Origin of the sequence: Stenotrophomonas sp. HMSC10F07 (genome assembly GCF_001807895.1) — a bacterium.
Taxonomy (GTDB): domain Bacteria; phylum Pseudomonadota; class Gammaproteobacteria; order Xanthomonadales; family Xanthomonadaceae; genus Stenotrophomonas; species Stenotrophomonas sepilia.
In genome coordinates this window covers 26,242-45,547 of the sequence record NZ_KV791320.1, presented here as the reverse complement: position 1 = coordinate 45,547, position 19,306 = coordinate 26,242, and the positions used below count along the sequence as shown (strand labels likewise).

Sequence of the window (19,306 nt, the reverse complement as noted above, 5' to 3'; positions counted from 1 at the left end):
CGATGTGCCGAGAATGAAAGGATTCCAACCCAAATTATACCAGCCGGGGTCGAGTGGCCCTGATGTGCCCACTATGGCACAGCCACGATCTGTGCATGTTCCACGTGGAACCGGGCGATCTGGGTCAATTCCTGCAGGGCCGCCGGAGGTTCAGTAGCGGTGACGAAGATCTGCGCCGGTCCGGTGAGCAGGCGCTCCAATACCCGCGCCTGGTGGGTACGATCCAGTTCGGAGGCCAGATCGTCCAGTGCGATCACCGGCCATTCGCCGCGCTGTTCTGCATAGTCCTCGGCCTGCGCCAGCAGGCACGCCAATGCGGTCAGCTTGGCCTGACCGCGTGACAATGCATCGCGACCAGGAATGCTGTGGAAATCCACGCTCCAGTCCGCCCGGTGCGGCCCAACCGAGGTGTACCCGGCCTGGCGGTCACGATCCCGGGCCAGAAGCAGCGCATCTGCCAGGGGAAGCTCATGCCGACGCCAGCCCGGACTGAGTTCCAGGGCCTGGATGCCGAGTTGCGGCGCCAAACTGGCAGCCAGCGCCACGGCACGCTGCTGCAGCCGCTCGAGGTAGTGCTGACGCCGGCTGGTAAGGGGCTCTCCGGCCTCAGCCAACTCGTGATCCCAGGTGTCCAGCATCCGCGACGGGCCGCCCTGCTTGAGCAGGGCATTGCGCTGCTTCAGCGCCCTTGAATAGCGGCGCCACAAGGACAGGAAATCAGGTTCCACGTGGAACAAACCCCAATCCAGGAAGCGACGGCGGGGCTCGCCACCGCCGCTGACCAGCGCATGGCTGCCGGGCTCAAACGTCACTACCGCCAGCGCTGCGCAGAGGTTGCCGAGCTGAGCCACATCTTCACCGTCCAATCGTCCCTTCCATTCCTGCCCACTGTGGCGCAGGCCGGCCTTTCGGCGATGCGGCGCGTGGTCGGCACGCTGTTCGTCCCATTCCACGAAGATCTCCAGCGCCTCCTGGCCCTGGCGCACCAGTCCATCGCGAACCCTGCCGCGGAAGCTCCGGCCATAGGCCATCAGATGCAGGGCCTCCAGCACGCTGGTCTTGCCGGCACCGTTGTCGCCAGTGAGCAGGTTCAGCCCCGGCTGGGGCAAGAGATCCACCGCACTGAAGCGACGCAGTTGGTGCAAGGCGAGGCGGCGGATAAGCATGGGGCGCGAACGACCATCCGCTCGAGGCGGTAGAGGGGAAGGGAATCCATCAGCTTACTGCATCGGTCAAGCCGGACGCGCTGCACCCGCATCGATGCGGAGCAGAAGCTCCCGCGCACCAACTGATCGCGGGTTCCACGTGGCGCCGGTTCACCGGCATGCCCGTTTCCAGCTCCGGACGCAGCTGAAATTCCTTCAATTCTGCACAGGGTTGCGGGGCGTGGCCCGCCAGATTTCAACGATTTCAAGACCACTTGCCGCAGGTGTTTGATGAGCGCTTGCCCGGCCGGGTGAGCGGGCGGGCGCCCGGTTTCCTCCAAATCTGAGATCCGATGCCCTGCGAGGTTCCACAGATTTCAAAGAATCCGGACCATTCGTTTCACGCTGTCCACAGCGGGGCTGTATGACTTATACACAAGGTATGGGCAATCTGTGGATAAAAAAGCCCTTTTGCCTGGGTCTGGAAACTATCCACAGGTTCCCCCCCAGCCTGAGACGCGTCTATACAGGGGGTTTCGCCCTCATAAATTCCTTTTAAATCATGCAGATAACACATTTTTCCACGAAATCTGGCTCTACCATCACCACCATGCTTTAGATTTATACCCAGATTTAGAAGCTAGGCTTGGCCCGATCTGTCCCGAATGGGTCCTGTGGACAGAGAGGATTTCAGGAACAGCGAGCACGGTCGCCGTAGCGTCGATTCGCTTCGGCATCCGACCAGCCAGGTCCATAGCAACTGCGTTGAGACCCCAGGTACCGGCCCCGATCAAACATGATTCGGAGGCAGTCCCTGGCATCGACTCAAAGTCCCGTCGCCAGTTCGGCCTGGGAAGCAAAGCGCACGCAACCGGGTCCATCAAGGAAGATGCTGTCCGTTCGAAATCCGTGCTGGAAAGTGTTCAGCCCGATGATCCACGTGGAACGTAAAAAAAAACGCCCGGGAGCTTCCCGGGCGTCGTTATGTTCCACGTGGAACCGGGCTGATGTCAGAGACGCAGCGGCATGACCACGTGGCGCGACTTCTCGCTGCTGGACTCACGCACCAGCGCAGAGGAGTTGGAGTCGCGCAGCTGGATGATGACTTCCTCATCGCGCAGGGCGGAGAGGGCATCCAGCAGGTAGTTCACGTTGAAGCCGATGGCCAGATCGCTGACCGTGGTATCGGCTTCGATCTCTTCCTGGGCTTCCTCCTGCTCCGGGTTGTGCGCGCTGATCTTCAGGTTGCCCGGCGACACTTCCACGCGGATGCCGCGGTACTTCTCGTTGGACAGGATCGCAGCGCGCTGCAGCGAGGCGCGCAGCGCTTCACGATCAACCTTCACTTCACGGTCGGCACCGATCGGAATCACCGCTTCGTAATCCGGGAAGCGGCCGTCGATCAGCTTGGAGGTGAAGGTGACATCGTCGCGCTTGACGCGGACGTGGCTGCGGCCGACTTCCAGCTCGATCTCGCGATCACCACTTTCCAGCAGGCGCTGCAGCTCGGTCACGCCCTTGCGCGGCACGATGATCTGGCGCTTGGAACCGCTCGGCTTGGCCAGGTCGGTTTCACACAGCGCCAGACGGTGGCCGTCGGTGGCAACGGTACGCAGGGCGTCACCGCGCAGATCGAACAGCAGGCCATTGAGGTAATAGCGCACGTCCTGCTGCGCCATCGCGAACGCGGTGCGCTCGATGAGCTCCTTCAGGGTCGCTTCGCCGATGGCCACGCGCTCAGTGGCTTCCACTTCGTCAACCGACGGGAAGTCATTGGAGGGCAGGGTTGCCAGAGTGAAGCGGCTACGACCGGCCTGCACGGTGATCTTGTCTCCGGTCTGCGAGACGGTGATCCGGCTGCCATCGGGCAGGGCGCGGATGATCTCGAACAGCTTGCGGGCGGGAATGGTGGTTTCGCCGTCCTGGGCGTCTTCAACCGCGATCCGCGACACCATCTCCACTTCCAGGTCGGTACCGGTCAGCGACAGCTGGCCGTTCTGCACCTGGACCAGGAAATTGGCCAGAACCGGAAGGGTCTGGCGGCGTTCGACCACGTTGACGACCTGTGCCAACGGCTTGAGAAAGGCTTCGCGCTGCAGTGTGAAACGCATGTGGTTCCGTGCCCCTATGCTTTAAAAAATGTGGAATAAATCAAAAGCTTGGTGGTGCTGGTAGAGACAGAATCGCTGGAAAACAATGCTAAGTCTTTGTAAATAAAGGAGTTTCAGGCGTCGAAACCCTCTGTATTACCGACCCCCAAGGGGTGGGGAAAGCTGTGGATAAATTCGACGGGATTTCAGACGCCATTTTTATCCACAACGTGTCCCGCGCTTGCTACCGGATTCTGCACCGTTTTGTGCGATGACGCCTCATCGGCATCCGTGCATCATTCGCTCAGCTTCCGGATCAGCTTGTCCCAGTCCTCGCGGAGCTTGCCGTCGGTTTCCATCAGGGTCCGGATCTGGCGGCAGGCATGCAGCACCGTGGTGTGATCGCGACCGGCAAAGGCGTCGCCGATCTCGGGCAGGCTGTGCTCGGTCAGTTCCTTGGTCAGGGCCATGGCAACCTGGCGGGGGCGAGCGAGCGAGCGGGTCCGACGCTTCGACAGCAGATCCTTGATCTGCAGGCCGTAGTAGTCGGCAACGGTTTTCTGGATGTTGGGAATGCTGATCGCCTGCTGCTGGGCGCGCAGCAGGTCGCGCAGGGTTTCCTGGGCAAATTCGGTGGTGATCGCGCGGCCGGTGAAGTTGGCGCGGGCGGTCAGGGTATTGAGCGCGCCCTCGAGGTCGCGCACGTTGGAGCGCATCTTCTTGGCGATCAGGAACGCAACATCATCGGGAATCTCAGCACCGCGTTCGCGCGCCTTGGCCAGCACGATCGCGGCGCGGGTCTCGAAGTCCGGCGGTTCGATCGCGACCGACAGGCCCCAGGCAAGCCGTGACTTCAGGCGCGCTTCCAGGCCTTCGACCTCGCGCGGATAGCGGTCGCAGGTCAGGATGATCTGCTGCTTGCCATCGAACAACGCGTTGAAGGTGTGGAAGAACTCTTCCTGCGTGCGGTCCTTGCCGGCGAAGAACTGGATGTCATCGATCAACAGCGCGTCCACCTGCTGGAACTGGCGCTTGAACTGATCCATGGTCTTTTCCTGCAGGGCCCGGATCATGGCGCTGAAGAACTGTTCCGAACGCAGGTACAGCACCTTCGCGCCTGGATTGGCCTGGCGCATCGCGTTGCCGGCGGCGAACATCAGGTGGGTCTTGCCCAGGCCGGTGCCTCCGTACAGCAGCAGCGGGTTGTGGGCCCGGTCGCCCGGCTTCTGCGCTGCCTGGAAGGCAGCGGCCAGGCCCAGCTGGTTGCTGCGGCCTTCGACGAAGTTGGCGAAGGTGTAGTGATTGTCCAGGTTGCCGGCGAACGGCACCTGCGGTTCGCTGGACACAGGCGCCGACGACGTGGAAACCGGCGCGTTCTGCGCCTCCACGGGGCGCGGGCGCGAGCCGATTTCAAGAAAAACGTCGCTGAAACCGGCGAAGTGAGCCAGCAGTTCACGGATCCGGGCCAGGTACAGCTCGCGGACCTGGTCGACGATGAAGGCATTCGGTGCATACAGCACCAGGCTGTCCACGCGCAGATCGGCCTGCAGCGGCTTCAACCAGGTATGAACGTCTTCCGGCGGGAACTCCGCTTCGAGGCGCTCGAGACTACGGGACCAGGCATCCATCAGCAATAATCGTCCGGTGGCCGGGGCATGGACGCGACAAGGCGCCCAAACACAGGCCGGAAAGGGGGGAAATGGATGGCTCAGACTACCACCGAGCGCCCGCCTTCGGAATGCTTGTCCCCTACTTATTCACAAAAACATCCACAGCTATTGCACAGCCCGGTGAATTCGCGTAGTCCCCAGGGGTTGACGTGAGGGGGGAGACCTCTCTAGAATTTCCGGTTCTTTCCGTCCCATTCATACGAGAGGCCCCCAATGGCCACGAAGCGCACCTACCAGCCCAGCAACCTCAAGCGTAAGCGCGACCACGGCTTCCGTGCCCGTATGAAGACCGCTGACGGCCGCAAGATCCTGTCGCGTCGCCGCGCCAAGGGCCGCAAAGTCCTGAGCGCCTGATTGCCATGCCGCACCCTGCGGCAGACGCAATCCCTTCGACAGTGAATACTGCAGACCCGCGCAAGCGATTCCCTCGCTCTGCGCGGGTTCGCACGCGTGCCGAATACTCAACGGTCTTCAACGGCGCCCGCCGTGTGTCCGATCCGCTGATGACCCTGCACTGGCTGCCGGCTGACCGGCCGGCCAGGCTGGGTCTGGCGGTTTCCCGCAAGGTCGATCCGAACGCCGTTGGGCGTAACCGGATCAAGCGCGTCCTGCGCGACATCCTGCGTCAGACACGTACCGATATCCAGCCAGGCGACTTCGTCGTCGTGGCCCGTAGTGCTGCGCGTTCCGCCAGCAACGACGAGATCCGCCAGGCCTTCCTGCGCCTGCTGCGTCGCCTGCGTGCATTGCCCGCGCCGGGCGTGGACGGCACAATGCCGCCGCCTGATGGCATCGCAACTCCTTCTTTGACCGAGCCGGCATCGCGTCCCGGCCCCGCCGAGCCTGTCCGCTGATGAACCAGACCCGCGTATTCCTCATTTTTGCCTGGCTGATGGTGGCCGTGCTGCTGTGGATGGAGTGGAGCCGTGAAAAGGCTGCTCCGCCCCCGCCACCGACGACCACGTCGGCCCCGGCTGCCGTACAGAGTGTTCCGGGCGCTGCCTCGGGCAGCATTCCCAGTGCACAGATCCCGGGCGCCCCGGGCCAGGCCGCTGTGCAGGCGCAGGCCAGTGCCACCCCGGCCAGCCAGCGCGTGACCGTCACCACCGACGTGCTGCGCCTGGTGCTTGATGGTGGCCGCGTGCTCGACGCCGAGCTGCTGCAGTTCCCGCAGACCAAGGACGAAGGCAGCCCGCCGGTTCGCCTGCTGACCGAAGACCCCGCGCATCCGTACAGCGCGATCAGTGGCTGGGCCAGCGAAGACAAGAACACCCCGGTTCCCGGCGCCGACGGCTTCAAGCTGGTCGGTGACACCAAGGACTTCGTGCTGGCCAAGGGCCAGAACGAGCTGCAGATCCCGTTCGTGTGGACTGCCGACAACGGCGTGACCATCAAGCGCACCCTGACTGTCTCGCGCAACGAGTACGCCGTGCGCTTCAAGGACGAAGTCAGCAATGCCGGCGCCGCGCCGTGGAACGGCTACGTCTACCGCACCCTGGACCGCACCCCGACCATCCTGTCGCGGAGCATGACCAACCCGGACTCCTTCAGCTTCAACGGTGCCACCTGGTACGACAACGACAAGAAGTACCAGCGTCGTGCGTTCAAGGACTACCTGGAAGACGGCACGCTCAACCAGAACATCACCGGCGGCTGGCTGGCGATGCTGCAGCACCACTTCTTCACCGCCTGGATCCCGCAGAAGGACCAGACCGCACACTACGTACTGTCGCAGGTGGCCGGTCGTGACCTGATCGAAGCGCGTGGCCCGGCCTTCACCGTGGCCCCGGGCCAGTCCACCAGCACCGAAGCCCGCCTGTGGGTCGGCCCGAAGCTGGTCAACCTGATTGCCAAGGAAGACGTGCCGGGCCTGGACCGCGTGGTCGACTACAGCCGCTTCTCGATGATGGCGGTGATCGGCCAGGGCCTGTTCTGGGTGCTGAACCAGGTGCACAAGCTGGTCGGCAACTGGGGCTGGGCGATCGTCGGCCTGGTGGTGCTGCTGAAGCTGGTGCTGTACCCGCTGTCGGCGACCCAGTACAAGAGCGGTGCCAAGATGCGTCGCTTCCAGCCGCGCATCGCGCAGCTGAAGGAACGCTATGGCGATGACCGCCAGAAGTTCCAGACCGCGATGATGGAGCTGTACAAGAAGGAAAAGATCAATCCGATGGGCGGCTGCCTGCCGATCCTCATCCAGATGCCGATCTTCTTCGCCCTGTACTGGGTGCTGGTGGAATCGGTCGAACTGCGCCAGGCGCCCTGGTTCGGCTGGATCCAGGACCTCACTGCACGCGACCCGTACTTCATCCTGCCGGTGATCAACGTGGCGGTGATGTGGTTCACCCAGAAGCTGACCCCGGCACCGGGCATGGACCCGATGCAGCAGAAGATGATGCAGTTCATGCCGCTGGTGTTCGGCGTCATGATGGCCTTCATGCCGTCCGGCCTGGTCCTGTACTGGGTGGTCAACGGCGGCCTGGGCCTGCTGCAGCAGTGGTGGATGACCAAGCGCCATGGCGGCGAGCCGGTCCCGGCCACCACCGCTCCGGCCCCGGTCAAAAAGAAGTAATCGGTAGAGCCGGCCGCTGGCCGGCTGATCGCAGCAAAAGCCCGCCGCAAGGCGGGCTTTTCGCATGCGGCGTTAGAATCGCCTGCACACCGTTCCTCCCATCTTCGAGTCCGCCATGCGTGCGTCGTCGTTCCGACTGTTCCTGCCTTCGCTGTTGTTGACCCTGGTTGTTGCCGGCTGCGGCGACAAGGACGCGAAGGTGCCGGCGACCACCGTCACCCAGGCGAGCGCGCAGGCTGCGGCCGCCGCCGATCCTGCCGCTGCGCCGTTGCTGGCGGCGCTGCAGAAGCAGCTCGATGGCTACCGCCGGATCATCGTGCTGCTGGCCGACGAGGAGCAGCAGTCGACCGCCGACCGTGGCACCTCCACGCGTGTGGGACAGCAGCTGTTCCACGATGGCCTGGAACAGCGCACGACCATCGTCGCGCAGTTCGACACCCTGCTGCGCGGTTCCAGCCCGCAGCGCTTTGCCACTCTCGGCACGGTGCTGGACTACATCGAGTCTGCGCCGGAACTGTTCGACGCCGATCGCCTGGCCTTCCGTGAAGTGCTGCGTGACCTGCATGAGCGGGTCGGCACCGATTCCTCGCTGCCGGCGGTGAAGCTGCACCAGCGCATCGGTGAGGATCTGGAAGCGCTCGATGAGATCGAGCGCAACTACAACCAGGAACTGACCCGCATCTTCAGCCGCTTCGAGCGCACCCGCGCCATCGAACTGAAGCGCGAGAAGTGGGACGACTACATCGCCCACCTGCACAAGGACTACAGCCGTGAAGCGATCCTGCGCGACTACGGGGTGATCGAGCCGTATCCGATGTCGATGAAGGACAGTGACCGCGAGATCTTCGGCCGGGACCTGCCGGCCAAGACCGTGGTGCTGACCTTCGACGACGGTCCGCACAAGGCCTACACCGATGAAGTGGTGGCCATCCTCAAGCGTTACGACGTGCCGGGCGTGTTCTTCGAAGTGGGCCGCAACCTGGGCAAGGTCGAGGCCGATGGCAAGGTCAGCCTCGGCCCGATGGCGAAGATCAGCCGCAACCTGATGGAACAGGGCTATGCGGTCGGCAACCACAGCCTGACCCACGCCCAGCTGTCGCGCACCACCGGCGACGCCCTGCGCCAGCAGGTGCTGGACACCGACACGCTGCTGAAGGATGTCGACAGCAAGCGCGCGCCGCTGTTCCGCTTCCCGTACGGCGCGCGCAATGCCGAAGGCCTGCAGCTGCTCAACGAAGCCGGGCTGAAGTCGATCATGTGGAACATCGACTCGATGGACTGGGCCGACCCGGTGCCGGAATCGATCGTGCAGCGCGTACTCGACCAGGTGAACAAGGAGCAGCGCGGCATCATCCTGTTCCATGACATCCACGATCGCGCAGTGAAGGCGCTGCCGCAGATCCTCGACCGGCTGATCGCCGAGGGTTACCAGTTTGCCGGCTGGAACGGCCGCGACTTCACCGTGGCCCGTGCGCGCAAGGGTGATGCCGCTGCCGCCACCGTCACCACCGGCTACGAGAAGTCGTGGGCGATCGTGGTCGGCATCGACAACTACGCCAAGTGGCCGAAGCTGGAATACGCCAGCCATGATGCGCAGGCGGTGGCCGATACCCTGACCGGGCAGTTCGGCTTCCCGTCCTCGCAGGTGATCGTGCTGAAGAACGAGCAGGCCACGCGCAACAACATCCTCGCGGCCTTCCACGACCGCCTGGCTGACGATCGCACCGGGAAGAACGACCGCGTGTTCGTATTTTTCGCTGGCCATGGCGCGACCCGCCAGCTCGCCTCCGGGCGCGACCTCGGCTACATCATCCCGGTCGATTCGGATCCGAAGGAATTCGCCACCGACGCGATTGCGATGACCGACATCCAGAACATCGCCGAAAGCATGCAGGCCAAGCATGTGATGTTCGTGATGGATGCCTGCTACAGCGGCCTGGGCCTGACCCGTGGCGGCCCGTCGTCGTCGTCGTTCCTGCGCGAGAACGCGCGTCGCAGCGCGCGGCAGATGCTGACCGCCGGGGGTGCCGACCAGCAGGTGGCCGATGCCGGCCCCAACGGCCACTCGGTGTTCACCTGGGTGCTGCTGCAGGCGCTGGCCGGCAAGGGTGACCTCAACGGCGACGGCCTGATCACCGGTACCGAGCTGGCCGCCTACGTGGCGCCGGCCGTATCGGCGGTCTCGCACCAGACCCCGGCCTTCGGCAGCCTGCCCGGTTCGCAGGGCGGCGAGTTCGTGTTCCAGGTGCCGGACAGCCAGGAATTCCTCAATGCCGATACGCGCCAGCTGACCGCCGATGCGATCGCGCTGAACAACAAGGTGGAGGCCGCCAGCGAGGCCAAGGGCAGCCAGGCACCGGTGACGGTGGCTGACCTGCAGGGCGGCAAGGCCAAGCTGGTAGTGCCCTCCGCCGGACCGGCGTCCGACCGCCAGCGCGCGCAGCAGGCCAACGACCGTGGCCTGCAGCTGTACCGCGAGAAGCAGTACGACGAGGCAGCCGCGCAGTTCACCGAAGCGCTGAAGCTGCGTCCGGACTTTGCCCAGGCCGCCAACAACCTCGGCTTCGTCTACTACCGTCAGCAGCGCTACGCTGAAGCCGCACGCTGGCTGGAGAACACGCTGAAGATCGATCCGTCGCGTGCGGTGGCCTATCTCAACCTGGGCGATGCCTACTTCAACGCCGGCGACAAGGCCAAGGCGAAGCAGGCCTACACGACCTACCTGGCGCTGCAGCCGCAGGGCAGTGGTGCCGCGCAGGCACGCGCGCAGCTGGAGAAACTCTGAACCATGAACGACGCGATCCGTACCGACACCATCGTGGCCATCGCCAGCGCTCCGGGCGCTGGCGGTGTCGGCCTTCTGCGCCTGTCCGGTTCGCGCGCTGCGGCGATCGCCCGCGCGCTGGGTGCGCCTGCACTGCGCCCGCGCCATGCACACTATGCGCGCCTGCGCGACGCCGATGGCGACGTCATCGACGATGGCATCGTGCTGTGGTTCCCGGCGCCGAACAGCTTCACAGGCGAAGAGGTGGTGGAACTGCAGGGGCACGGTAGCCCGGTACTGCTGCAGCAACTGGTCGCGCGCTGCATTGCGCTCGGTGCGCGCCAGGCGCGGCCGGGTGAGTTCAGCGAACGCGCGTTCCTCAACGGCAAGCTCGACCTGGCCCAGGCCGAGGCCATCGCCGACCTGATCGCGGCCGGCGACAACCGCGCCGCACGCGCCGCGCGACGTTCGCTGGATGGTGTGTTCTCGCGGCGCATCGACGCCGTGGTCGAGCAGTTGGTGCTGTTGCGCATCCACGTGGAAGCAGCCATCGACTTCGCCGACGAACCGCTGGAGACCCTCGGCGGTGCGCAGGTGCGGCGTGGGCTGGAGCAGGCGCGCAGTGATCTGGCCCTGCTGCGCCGCGACGCCGAACGCGGCCGTCGCCTGCGCGATGGCCTGCACGCGGTGCTGATCGGTCCGCCGAACGCCGGCAAGAGTTCACTGCTCAATGCGCTGGCCGGCAGCGAGCGCGCCATCGTTACCGACATCGCCGGCACCACCCGCGACACGCTGCGCGAGACCATCCGCCTGGATGGCCTGGAGCTGACCCTGGTCGACACCGCCGGCCTGCGCGACGGTGGCGATGCCATCGAACGCGAAGGCATGCGCCGCGCGCACGTGGAAATCGAGCGCACCGACCTGGCGTTGATCGTGCTGGATGCGCGCGATCCGGCGGCCGGGCAGGCGGCGTTGGGTGACGCCGTGGCAGCGGCGCCGCACAAGATCTACATCCACAACAAGTCGGACCTGCTCGGTGTGCTGCCGGCGCTGGACGACCCGGACCGCGTATTCGTTTCGGCAGCCACCGGCGCCGGGCTGGACGACCTGCATGCGCGCCTGCGTTCGATTGCCTCGGCCGGGGCAGGGGAGCAGGTGGATGGCGAGTTCTCCGCGCGCACGCGCCATGTGGACGCGATCGAGCGAGCGCAGGAACACGCGCAGCGCGCCGATGGCGAACTGGCGCATGAGCACCTGGAACTGGCCGCCGAGGAATTGCGGCTGGCCCATGACGCACTGGGCGAGATCACCGGGCAGATGAGTGCGGATGATCTGCTGGGAAGGATCTTCTCGAGCTTCTGCATCGGGAAGTAACTGTAGAGCCGAGCCCATGCTCGGCTGTTCTTCCCGTCAGCCGAGCATGGGCTCGGCTCTACAGATGCAGGCTTCCCCCACCTGTCACATTGCCGCCGCATACTGACGGCCATCACATACCGCTTGGGGAAGTCGCAGTGAAGTCGTGGGGTTGTGCGTTGCTGTTGTCGCTGGCCGTGGCACCATCGGTAGCCATGAGTGCTGAATCCTCCACCCCGGCCGCACCCAAGGTGTCGGTCTACGGCCATCGCGGGGCAAGCGCACTGCTGCCCGAGCACACCCTGGCGTCGTACGCGCAGGCGATCGCCGATGGCGCCGACTACATCGAACCGGACCTGGTGATGACCAAGGACGGGGTGATGGTGGCCCGCCACGAGAACGAGATCGGCGGCACCACCGACGTCGCTTCGCATCCAGAGTTCGCCAGCCGCCGCACCAGCAAGGTGATCGATGGTCAGAAGGTCGACGGCTGGTTCACCGAAGACTTCACACTGGCCGAGCTGAAGACCCTCTATGCGCGCGAGCGCCTGCCGGAACTGCGCAGCACCGCCTACGACGGGCAGTTCCGCATCGCCAGCCTGGACGAGATCCTGGCCTTCCTGGTGCAGCAGGCCGGGCGTGCCAACCGCGGCATCGGCCTGGTGCCGGAGATCAAGCACCCGACCTACTTCCAGTCCATCGGCCTGCCGATGGAAGACAAGCTGCTGGCCGCACTGCGTGGCAACGCGTACACCAATGTCGGGCCGGTCACCATCCAGTCGTTCGAGACCGCCAACCTGCGCTACCTGCGCGGCAGGATCGGCCGGGGCAGCAACATCCGGCTGCTGCAGCTGCTGTGGAAGGGCGATACCCAGCCGGCTGACATCGCCAAGGCCGGCGGCGCGCTGACCTATGCGCAGATGATGGCCCCGGCCGGCCTGAAGGACATTGCCGGCTACGCCGATGGCATCGGCCCCGAGCTGCGTTCGATCATTCCACTGGATGCCAAGGGCGCGCTGGGCACGCCGACCTCGCTGGTACGTGATGCGCATGCCGCTGGCCTGATGGTGGTTCCGTACACCTTCCGCCCGGAAAACCACTTCCAGCCCAGCAACCTGCGCAAGGGTGCCGACAGCGCGCGCAATGCCGAGGGATCGATCGCCGAGATGCGGGCTTACCTGGCGACGGGCATCGATGCGTTCTTCACCGATGACCCGGCGCTCGGCCGGCAAGCGGTGGATGGGATGGGCGCGGCGGGGAACTGAGCGATCCACGCGCCGGGCATGGCCCGGCGCTACCCGGGGGCCGGTGTGCTCTGGTAGGTGCCAACCTTGGTTGGCACACAACAACCGCGCCGACCAAGGTCGGCCACTACCGATTCATGAGGTTGCCGGCCAGCGGCCGGCACTACCGTCACCTAGCTGCGCGGTTCGTCCGGGCGGCGGAACGGGATCACCACGTAGTCCTGGCCCTCGCGCGGCTGCCACAGTACCGGCACGCGCTGCGGTGACGGCGGCTCCAGCTCGTCGTCGGACAGCGGCTCGGCCTCGTCTTCTTCGTCTTCCCAGCTGTAGCGCTGGCGCGGTGGCAGTGGGTCGGCGTTGCGGAACAGCAGCGCGGCGATGATGCCGGCGAAGGCGCCGCCCATGTGCGACTGCCAGGACACACCATCGGCGTGCGGCAGGATGGTCATCAGCATGCCGCCGTAGAACAGCATGCCGATCAGACCGGTGGCGATCGCCGCACGGTCGCGGCGCAGCAGGCCGAGGCTGGCCAGCAGGAACATCAGGCCGTGGGTCACGCCACTGGCGCCCAGGTGCACGCTGCCCGGATTGCCCAGCATCCACGCGCCGAGGCCCGAACCCAGCCACAGCAGGGGCAGCGCGCGTACGGTGGCCTTCGGATACACGCTGCCGGCGAGCGTGCCGAGGATCAGGATGGCGATGCTGTTGGCGGCGATATGCTCGACCGAGGCATGCAGCATCGGGCCGCCGATCAGGCCGAGCAGGCCCTTGGCTTCCAGCGGTGCGACCGCCCACGGTCGCCAGTCGAACGTGCCCTGCAGGGCGAACACGGCCACCAGCACCAGCACGGCGGCCAGGCTGACATTGAACGCCCGCAGGATGCGCGAGCGATCATTGCGGGGGGCCGGCACGTCGCCGGCGGGCAGGGGCGCGTTGTTGTCCATACCTCAGCAATGGCGGTGACTGGCGCGAAACCAAGGCCACCGTAACGGGAGAGTGGAGGCGGCCGGCGGGACAATCCCACCGGCCGCGCCGTTCAATGGATCAGGCTCAGGCCTGGCCTTCGCCTTCCTTCGGCGGGTACTTCAGGCTCAGCACCACGGTGGCGGCGATGATCACCGCGACCACGCCCAGCGAGACCGGGGTCGGGATCTTGAACAGGTCGATGATCATCATCTTGATGCCGATGAAGCCCAACACCAGTGCCAGGCCGTACGGCAGCAGGTGGAAGCGGTCGGCCATGCCGGCCAGCAGGAAGAACATCGCGCGCAGGCCCAGCACCGCGAACACGTTGGAGGTGAGCACGATGAACGGGTCAGTGGTGATCGCGAAGATCGCCGGGATGCTGTCCACGGCGAAGATCACGTCGGTGACCGCAATCAGGATCAGCACGGCGAACAGCGGGGTGAACCAGCGCACGCCATCACGCTTCACGCTCAGCGCGTTGCCGGCGTAGTCCGGCAGCAGGCGCAGGTGCTTGCGCATCCAGCGCAGGGCCGGGTTGGTCTCCAGGTCCGGCTCCTGGCCGGCGGCGAACCACATCTTCCAACCGGTGAACAGCAGGAAGGCGCCGAACACGTAGAGCAGCCAATGGAACTGGCTGATCAGCACGCTACCGGCGAAGATCATGATCGTACGCAGCACGATCGCACCCAGGATGCCGATGATCAGCACCTTCTGGCGCTGCTCTTCCGGCACCGCGAAGTAGCTCATGATCATCAGGAAGACAAAGATGTTGTCGACCGCCAGCGCCTTTTCGACCAGATAACCGGTCAGGAACTCGAGGCCGACCTTGTTGGCCACGACCTGGCCGGCGGTCTCATTCAGGTAGTACCAGAGGCCGGCGTTGAACAGCAGGGCCAGCGCGACCCAGCCGATGGACCACCACAGGGCCTCCTTGAAGGTGACCTTGTGCGGTCCACCATGGCGCATCAACACGAGGTCGACCAGCAGGGCGATGACCACCACCGCTGCGAAGCCGCCCCACAACCACACGTTACCGATCGTCTGCATTGGGAATGTCCGTTGGAAAGATGAATGCCAGGCCGGACGGCGAGGATCTGCAACGGAGGATCGGGAGGGGATCCAGGGACAGAGCTTCGCCAGTACGGCGAAGGTCTCGCTCGCAGTTCCAGTCGGCTGGAACTGCCGTTGCACCGGAGCCTGCGGGCTCGAAATGACGGCGACAACGTCTGGGAGCTACTCCCCTTCTGGGGCCGATTCTGCCGCCTGGCCGGGCCGCCGTCAAATGCCCCTGCACTGGGGTCGGAGCCCCTGCGGGGATCTGACCCCGGCGCCCGGTTTACAATGGGTGGATGAATACCCCCCTTCCCGTTGTCCGCCTCAAGAATGCGTGGCGCTCCAGCCACCCGTGGATCTTCCAGAAACTGGTCGAGAAGCCGACCGTCCGGCCCAAGCCCGGTTCCATCGTCGACGTGGTCGGCATCGATGGCGAGTTCATTGGCCGCGGGTTCTACAACGGGCACTCGCGCATTGCCGTGCGCATCCTTGAAACCGACCAGAACGTACCGGTGGATGCCGGCTGGTTCTCGCGCAAGATCGCCCAGGCAGTGTCGCTGCGCCGTGAGGTGCTCAAGCTCGACGCGGTGTCCGACGCCTGGCGTGTCGTGCACAGCGAAGGTGACGGCCTGTCCGGCCTGGTGGTGGACCGCTACGGCGACCTGGTGGTGGTCGAATTCTTCGCCGCCGGCATGTTCCGCCACCGCGAATGGATCTACGATGCGCTGCGCGAGCAGTTCCCCGGCTGCCGCTTCCACAGCTTCGCCGACGAGCACGTGCAGAAGCAGGAAAGCTTCGACTTCCACGGCAACACCACCACCGAAGCGTCGGTGATCACCGAGTACGGCATCAAGTTCCGCGCCGACCCGGCCGGTGCGCACAAGACCGGTTTCTTCGCCGACCAGCGCGAGAACCGTGAGTGGCTGAGCCAGCAGGTGGAAGGCAAGAGCGTGCTCGACCTGTGCTGCAACACCGGCGGTTTTGCCGTGTACGCGGCGGCGCGTGGTGCTTCGGAAGTGATCGGCATCGACATCGACGAGGACGTGATCCAGATCGCCAAGGGCAATTCGCGCCTGAACAACGTGCGTCCGAAGTTCATCCAGTCCGACATCTTCCCGTGGCTGCGCGACGCCGCCAACCGTGGCGAGCAGTACGACGTGGTGATCCTGGACCCGGCGAAGATGACGCGCGACCGCGACCAGGTCATCACCGCGCTGAAGAAGTACCTGGACATGAACAAGCTTGCGCTGGGCGTGGTCAAGCCGGGCGGCCTGTTCGCCACCTTCTCCTGCACCGGCCTGGTGGCCGAGGACCAGTTCCTCGACATGCTGCGCCGCGCGGCCTATTTCTCCGGCCGCACGATCCAGATCCTGAAGGTGGCCGGCGCCGGTCCGGACCATCCGTTCATGGCCCACGTGCAGGAATCGCGTTATCTCAAGGCCGTGTTCTGCCGCGTGGTGGACTGACCGCAGGACGCTGTAGAGCCGAGCCCATGCTCGGCTGATCTGCCTGACGGCCTCAAGATCCGCCGGGCGTGGCCCGGCGCTACCCAATGTGCGGCCGCAGCGCTATGGTCGGGCTCTTCCCAATGCCGGTGAGAGCCCATGCCATCGTTGCGTCGTCTGTCCGTTGTGCTTGCCCTGGCGCTGAGCGCGCCGCTGTCGGCCCATGCCATCGAGTTCAGTGCGCAGGAACTGGCCCGCGCCAAATCCCTGCAGCAACGCCTGGTCACGCTCGACAGCCACCTGGATACGCCGGCCAACTTTGGTCGCAGCGGTTTCGACATCGAGCAACGCCACGACCGCAACGCCCTTTCGCAGGTCGATTACCCGCGCATGGTCGAAGGCGCGCTGGACGGCGGTTTCTGGGCGATCTACACCGACCAGGGCGACCGCACCGCTACCGCCCATCTGGCCGAGCGTGATCACGGCCTGCAGCGACTGATGGAAATCCGCGAGATGCTGGCGGCCAATCCCGAGCGCTTCGCGCTGGCACTGACCGCCGATGACGCAGCGCGGATCAAGGCTGCCGGCAAGCGCGTGGTCTACATCAGCATGGAAAATGCCAGCCCGCTGGTGGCTGACCCCAGCCTGCTGTCGTTCTACCACCGCGCCGGCCTGCGCCTGCTCAGCACGGTGCACTTCGCCAACAATGAGTTCGCCGATTCGGCCACCGATCCCAAGGGGGCCGAGTGGAAGGGCCTGAGCCCGGCCGGCAAGGAACTGGTACGGGAGGCGGTGAAGCTGGGCATCGTGATCGACCAGTCGCACGCCTCGGACGCGGTGTTCGACGACCTGCTGGCGATGATGCCGGTGCCGTTCGTGCTGTCGCACAGCTCGGCCAAGGCGGTCTATGACCATCCGCGCAATCTCGACGATGCGCGCCTGCGCAAACTGGCCAAGGCCGGTGGCGTGATCCAGGTGAACGCCTATGGCGGCTACCTGATCGATACGGCGAAGACGCCCGAGCGCAAGCAGGCCGAGGAGGCGCTGAGCAAGCAGCTGGGCGGCTGGGAAGGCATGGGCATCGAACAGGGCGTTGCCCTGCTGAAGGCCGAACAGGCGCTGGACCATGAGCATCCGGTGCGCCACGCCAGCCTGGACGACTTCTTCGCCCACTTCGAGCACATCCTCACGGTGGTCGGCCCCGAGCACGTGGGCATCGGCCTGGATTGGGATGGTGGTGGCGGACTGAGTGACCTGCCCGATGTCAGCCAGCTGCCGAAGATCACCGCGTGGCTGCTGCGCAAGGGCTATACCGAGAAGCAGATTGCCGGCATCTGGGGCGGCAACCTGCTGCGGGTGATGCGCCAGGCGCAGGATTACGCCGCAAAGCAGGGCGGTTGAAGCGCCCTGCGGTAGTGCCGGCCGCTGGCCGGCATTGCCCCTGTCAAGAGGATGCGGGTTGCCGGCCAGCGGCCGGCACTACCGGTGATCGGTTTACTTCGCGATCAGTGCGTGGCGGCGGCTGTACAGGAAGTACAACACCAGGCCGGCCACGTTCCACAGCAGGAAGTACAGCTGGGTGGTGTGCGGCAGGCTGATGAACAGGTAGATGCAGCCCAGTGCCGCCAGCGGGCCGACCACGAAAGCCAGCGGCGTGCGGAAGGTACGCTCGCGGTTCGGCTCGCGCAGGCGCAGCACCACCAGACAGATGCCCACCGCAGTGAACGCGGCCAGGGTACCGGCGTTGGCCAGTGCGGCGATCTCGTCCAGGCGCGCCACGCCGGCCAGGGCCGACACCACCACCGCGGTGAACAACGTGGTCGCCACCGGCGTGCCGGTACGTGCGTTGACCTTGGACAGACCACGCGGCAGCAGGCCATCGCGGCTCATCACAAAGAAGATGCGGCTCTGGCCGTACAGGAACGCCAGCAGCACGGTCGGCAGGGCGATGATCGCGATCACGCCGATCACCATTGCCGCGGTCGGATGGCCCAGCTGGCGCATGATCAGCGCCAGCGGCTCGGCGCTGTGGCCGAACACCGCGTAGCTCATCGCACCGACGGCCGCCAGCGCCACCAGCACGTAGACGATGGTGCAGCCGATCATCGAACCGATGATGCCGATCGACAGGTCGCGGCCCGGGTTCTTGGTCTCCTCGGCGGCGGTGGAGATCGCATCGAAGCCGTAGAAGGCGAAGAAGATGATGGCTGCCGCCGCCATCACGCCGTGCTCGACGCCATCGGGGCCCATCGACTTGGCAAAGCCGTACGGCATGAACGGCTGCAGGTTGGCGCTGTCGAAGGCGGGCAGGGCCACGGCGACGAAGATCGCCAGCGCGATCAGCTTGAACACCACCAGGATCGCATTGAGCGTGGCGCTTTCCTTGGTGCCGGCCATCAGCATGCCGGCCACCAGCCAGGTGATGATGATCGCCGGCAGGTTGATCATTCCGCCTTCCACGTGCGGGCCGGCTGCCAGCCAGGCCGGCAGGTGTACGTTCCAGCCGAACTGGGTGTGGACCCATTCGAGGAAGCCGACGAAGTAGCCGGACCAGCCCACCGCCACCGTACTCACCACCAGCGAGTACTCCAGGATCAGGCTCCAGCCCACCACCCAGGCAAACACCTCGCCCAGCGCGCTGTAACTGTAGGTGTAGGCACTGCCGGCGGCCGGCATCATCGTCGACAGCTCGGCGTAGGACAGCGCCGCACAGGCGCAGACCGCACCGGCGATGGCGAAGGAGATCAGCACGGCCGGGCCGGCCAGGTTGGCACCCACGCCGATCAGCGTGTAGATGCCGGTACCGACGATGGCACCGATGCCCAGCGCGATCAGGTGCGGCCAGCTGAGCGTCGGGATCAGACGCCTGCCGGCTTCGTGGACGGTGACGGAATCTAGGGACTTGCGCCGGAACAGGGACATGCAGGCCTCGGAAGGGGTGACTAAGAACGACAAGTTCCCGAGTGTGACCGAACGCAGCGCAGCATTACCACTGACGCGGGTCATA

14 protein-coding genes are annotated in these 19,306 nt (G+C 65.3%); 8 read left to right on the top strand and 6 right to left on the bottom strand.

Features of this window, described 5'->3' with window-relative positions; all coding sequences use genetic code 11:
- Positions 1–71 precede the first annotated feature (71 nt).
- The 3 genes from recF to dnaA all read right to left on the bottom strand — a co-directional run bounded on the left by recF (position 72) and on the right by dnaA (position 4,863).
- Positions 72–1,166 (bottom strand): DNA replication/repair protein RecF, encoded by a 1,095-nt coding sequence (gene recF / locus HMPREF3114_RS01430; RefSeq protein WP_053496726.1) that lies wholly within the window; start codon positions 1,164–1,166, stop codon positions 72–74.
- 989 nt (positions 1,167–2,155) lie between these two features.
- Positions 2,156–3,256 carry a DNA polymerase III subunit beta gene (gene dnaN / locus HMPREF3114_RS01425; RefSeq protein WP_005411731.1) on the bottom strand — a complete coding sequence of 367 codons (1,101 nt, stop codon included), beginning with the start codon at positions 3,254–3,256 and terminating at the stop codon, positions 2,156–2,158.
- A 275-nt stretch (positions 3,257–3,531) separates the two neighbouring features.
- Positions 3,532–4,863 (bottom strand): chromosomal replication initiator protein DnaA, encoded by a 1,332-nt coding sequence (gene dnaA / locus HMPREF3114_RS01420; protein WP_049417185.1) that lies wholly within the window; start codon positions 4,861–4,863, stop codon positions 3,532–3,534.
- A 255-nt stretch (positions 4,864–5,118) separates the two neighbouring features.
- On the opposite strand from dnaA, the gene rpmH reads away from it, so the two are divergent.
- The 6 genes from rpmH (at position 5,119) to HMPREF3114_RS01390 (ending at position 12,856) form a co-directional block, all read left to right on the top strand.
- Positions 5,119–5,259: a 50S ribosomal protein L34 gene (rpmH, locus tag HMPREF3114_RS01415; RefSeq protein WP_005411729.1), complete on the top strand. Its 141-nt coding sequence runs from the start codon at positions 5,119–5,121 to the stop codon at positions 5,257–5,259.
- 5 nt (positions 5,260–5,264) lie between these two features.
- The gene (rnpA, locus tag HMPREF3114_RS01410) at positions 5,265–5,759 is read left to right on the top strand and encodes a ribonuclease P protein component (RefSeq protein ID WP_072168770.1); all 495 of its coding nucleotides are present in this window, start codon (positions 5,265–5,267) and stop codon (positions 5,757–5,759) included.
- Positions 5,759–7,474 (top strand): membrane protein insertase YidC, encoded by a 1,716-nt coding sequence (gene yidC / locus HMPREF3114_RS01405; protein ID WP_053496727.1) that lies wholly within the window; start codon positions 5,759–5,761, stop codon positions 7,472–7,474. Before rnpA ends, yidC begins: the two co-directional genes overlap by 1 nt.
- A 115-nt stretch (positions 7,475–7,589) precedes the next feature.
- Complete coding sequence (locus tag HMPREF3114_RS01400) at positions 7,590–10,259, top strand: polysaccharide deacetylase family protein (RefSeq protein WP_053496728.1); 2,670 nt, start codon at positions 7,590–7,592, stop codon at positions 10,257–10,259.
- Between the two features lie 3 nt (positions 10,260–10,262).
- Positions 10,263–11,612, top strand: coding sequence for a tRNA uridine-5-carboxymethylaminomethyl(34) synthesis GTPase MnmE (gene mnmE / locus HMPREF3114_RS01395; RefSeq protein WP_053496729.1), 1,350 nt, complete (start codon positions 10,263–10,265; stop codon positions 11,610–11,612).
- Between the two features lie 137 nt (positions 11,613–11,749).
- Positions 11,750–12,856: a glycerophosphodiester phosphodiesterase gene (locus tag HMPREF3114_RS01390; protein ID WP_053496730.1), complete on the top strand. Its 1,107-nt coding sequence runs from the start codon at positions 11,750–11,752 to the stop codon at positions 12,854–12,856.
- 152 nt (positions 12,857–13,008) lie between these two features.
- On the opposite strand, the gene HMPREF3114_RS01385 is transcribed toward HMPREF3114_RS01390, so the two are convergent.
- Positions 13,009–13,779: a rhomboid family intramembrane serine protease gene (locus HMPREF3114_RS01385; RefSeq protein ID WP_053496731.1), complete on the bottom strand. Its 771-nt coding sequence runs from the start codon at positions 13,777–13,779 to the stop codon at positions 13,009–13,011.
- 106 nt (positions 13,780–13,885) lie between these two features.
- Positions 13,886–14,848, bottom strand: a complete 963-nt coding sequence (locus HMPREF3114_RS01380; RefSeq protein WP_010487446.1) for a TerC family protein — start codon at positions 14,846–14,848, stop codon at positions 13,886–13,888.
- Positions 14,849–15,150: 302 nt separating this feature from the next.
- Here HMPREF3114_RS01380 and HMPREF3114_RS01375 point away from each other — a divergent pair, with 302 nt between their 5' ends.
- Together HMPREF3114_RS01375 and HMPREF3114_RS01370 are read left to right on the top strand one after the other, a co-directional pair.
- On the top strand, positions 15,151–16,320 hold the full coding sequence (locus HMPREF3114_RS01375) for a class I SAM-dependent rRNA methyltransferase (RefSeq protein ID WP_005421231.1): 1,170 nt from the start codon (positions 15,151–15,153) through the stop codon (positions 16,318–16,320).
- Between the two features lie 138 nt (positions 16,321–16,458).
- Positions 16,459–17,700, top strand: a complete 1,242-nt coding sequence (locus tag HMPREF3114_RS01370; protein WP_070488828.1) for a dipeptidase — start codon at positions 16,459–16,461, stop codon at positions 17,698–17,700.
- 93 nt (positions 17,701–17,793) lie between these two features.
- On the opposite strand, the gene HMPREF3114_RS01365 is transcribed toward HMPREF3114_RS01370, so the two are convergent.
- On the bottom strand, positions 17,794–19,221 hold the full coding sequence (locus HMPREF3114_RS01365; protein WP_049417155.1) for an amino acid permease: 1,428 nt from the start codon (positions 19,219–19,221) through the stop codon (positions 17,794–17,796).
- Between the last annotated feature and the right edge of the window lie 85 nt (positions 19,222–19,306).

Bases quoted from the DNA above. Each gene is read 5' to 3' on its own strand.
- yidC (WP_053496727.1), top strand. From the start codon at position 5,759: ATGAACCAGACCCGCGTATTCCTCATTTTTGCCTGGCTGATGGTGGCC.
- dnaA (WP_049417185.1), bottom strand. From the start codon at position 4,863: ATGGATGCCTGGTCCCGTAGTCTCGAGCGCCTCGAAGCGGAGTTCCCG.
- HMPREF3114_RS01365 (WP_049417155.1), bottom strand. From the start codon at position 19,221: ATGTCCCTGTTCCGGCGCAAGTCCCTAGATTCCGTCACCGTCCACGAA.
- recF (WP_053496726.1), bottom strand. From the start codon at position 1,166: ATGCTTATCCGCCGCCTCGCCTTGCACCAACTGCGTCGCTTCAGTGCG.
- HMPREF3114_RS01400 (WP_053496728.1), top strand. From the start codon at position 7,590: ATGCGTGCGTCGTCGTTCCGACTGTTCCTGCCTTCGCTGTTGTTGACC.
- rnpA (WP_072168770.1), top strand. From the start codon at position 5,265: ATGCCGCACCCTGCGGCAGACGCAATCCCTTCGACAGTGAATACTGCA.
- dnaN (WP_005411731.1), bottom strand. From the start codon at position 3,256: ATGCGTTTCACACTGCAGCGCGAAGCCTTTCTCAAGCCGTTGGCACAG.
- HMPREF3114_RS01370 (WP_070488828.1), top strand. From the start codon at position 16,459: ATGCCATCGTTGCGTCGTCTGTCCGTTGTGCTTGCCCTGGCGCTGAGC.
- rpmH (WP_005411729.1), top strand. From the start codon at position 5,119: ATGGCCACGAAGCGCACCTACCAGCCCAGCAACCTCAAGCGTAAGCGC.
- HMPREF3114_RS01375 (WP_005421231.1), top strand. From the start codon at position 15,151: ATGAATACCCCCCTTCCCGTTGTCCGCCTCAAGAATGCGTGGCGCTCC.
- HMPREF3114_RS01385 (WP_053496731.1), bottom strand. From the start codon at position 13,779: ATGGACAACAACGCGCCCCTGCCCGCCGGCGACGTGCCGGCCCCCCGC.
- HMPREF3114_RS01380 (WP_010487446.1), bottom strand. From the start codon at position 14,848: ATGCAGACGATCGGTAACGTGTGGTTGTGGGGCGGCTTCGCAGCGGTG.
- mnmE (WP_053496729.1), top strand. From the start codon at position 10,263: ATGAACGACGCGATCCGTACCGACACCATCGTGGCCATCGCCAGCGCT.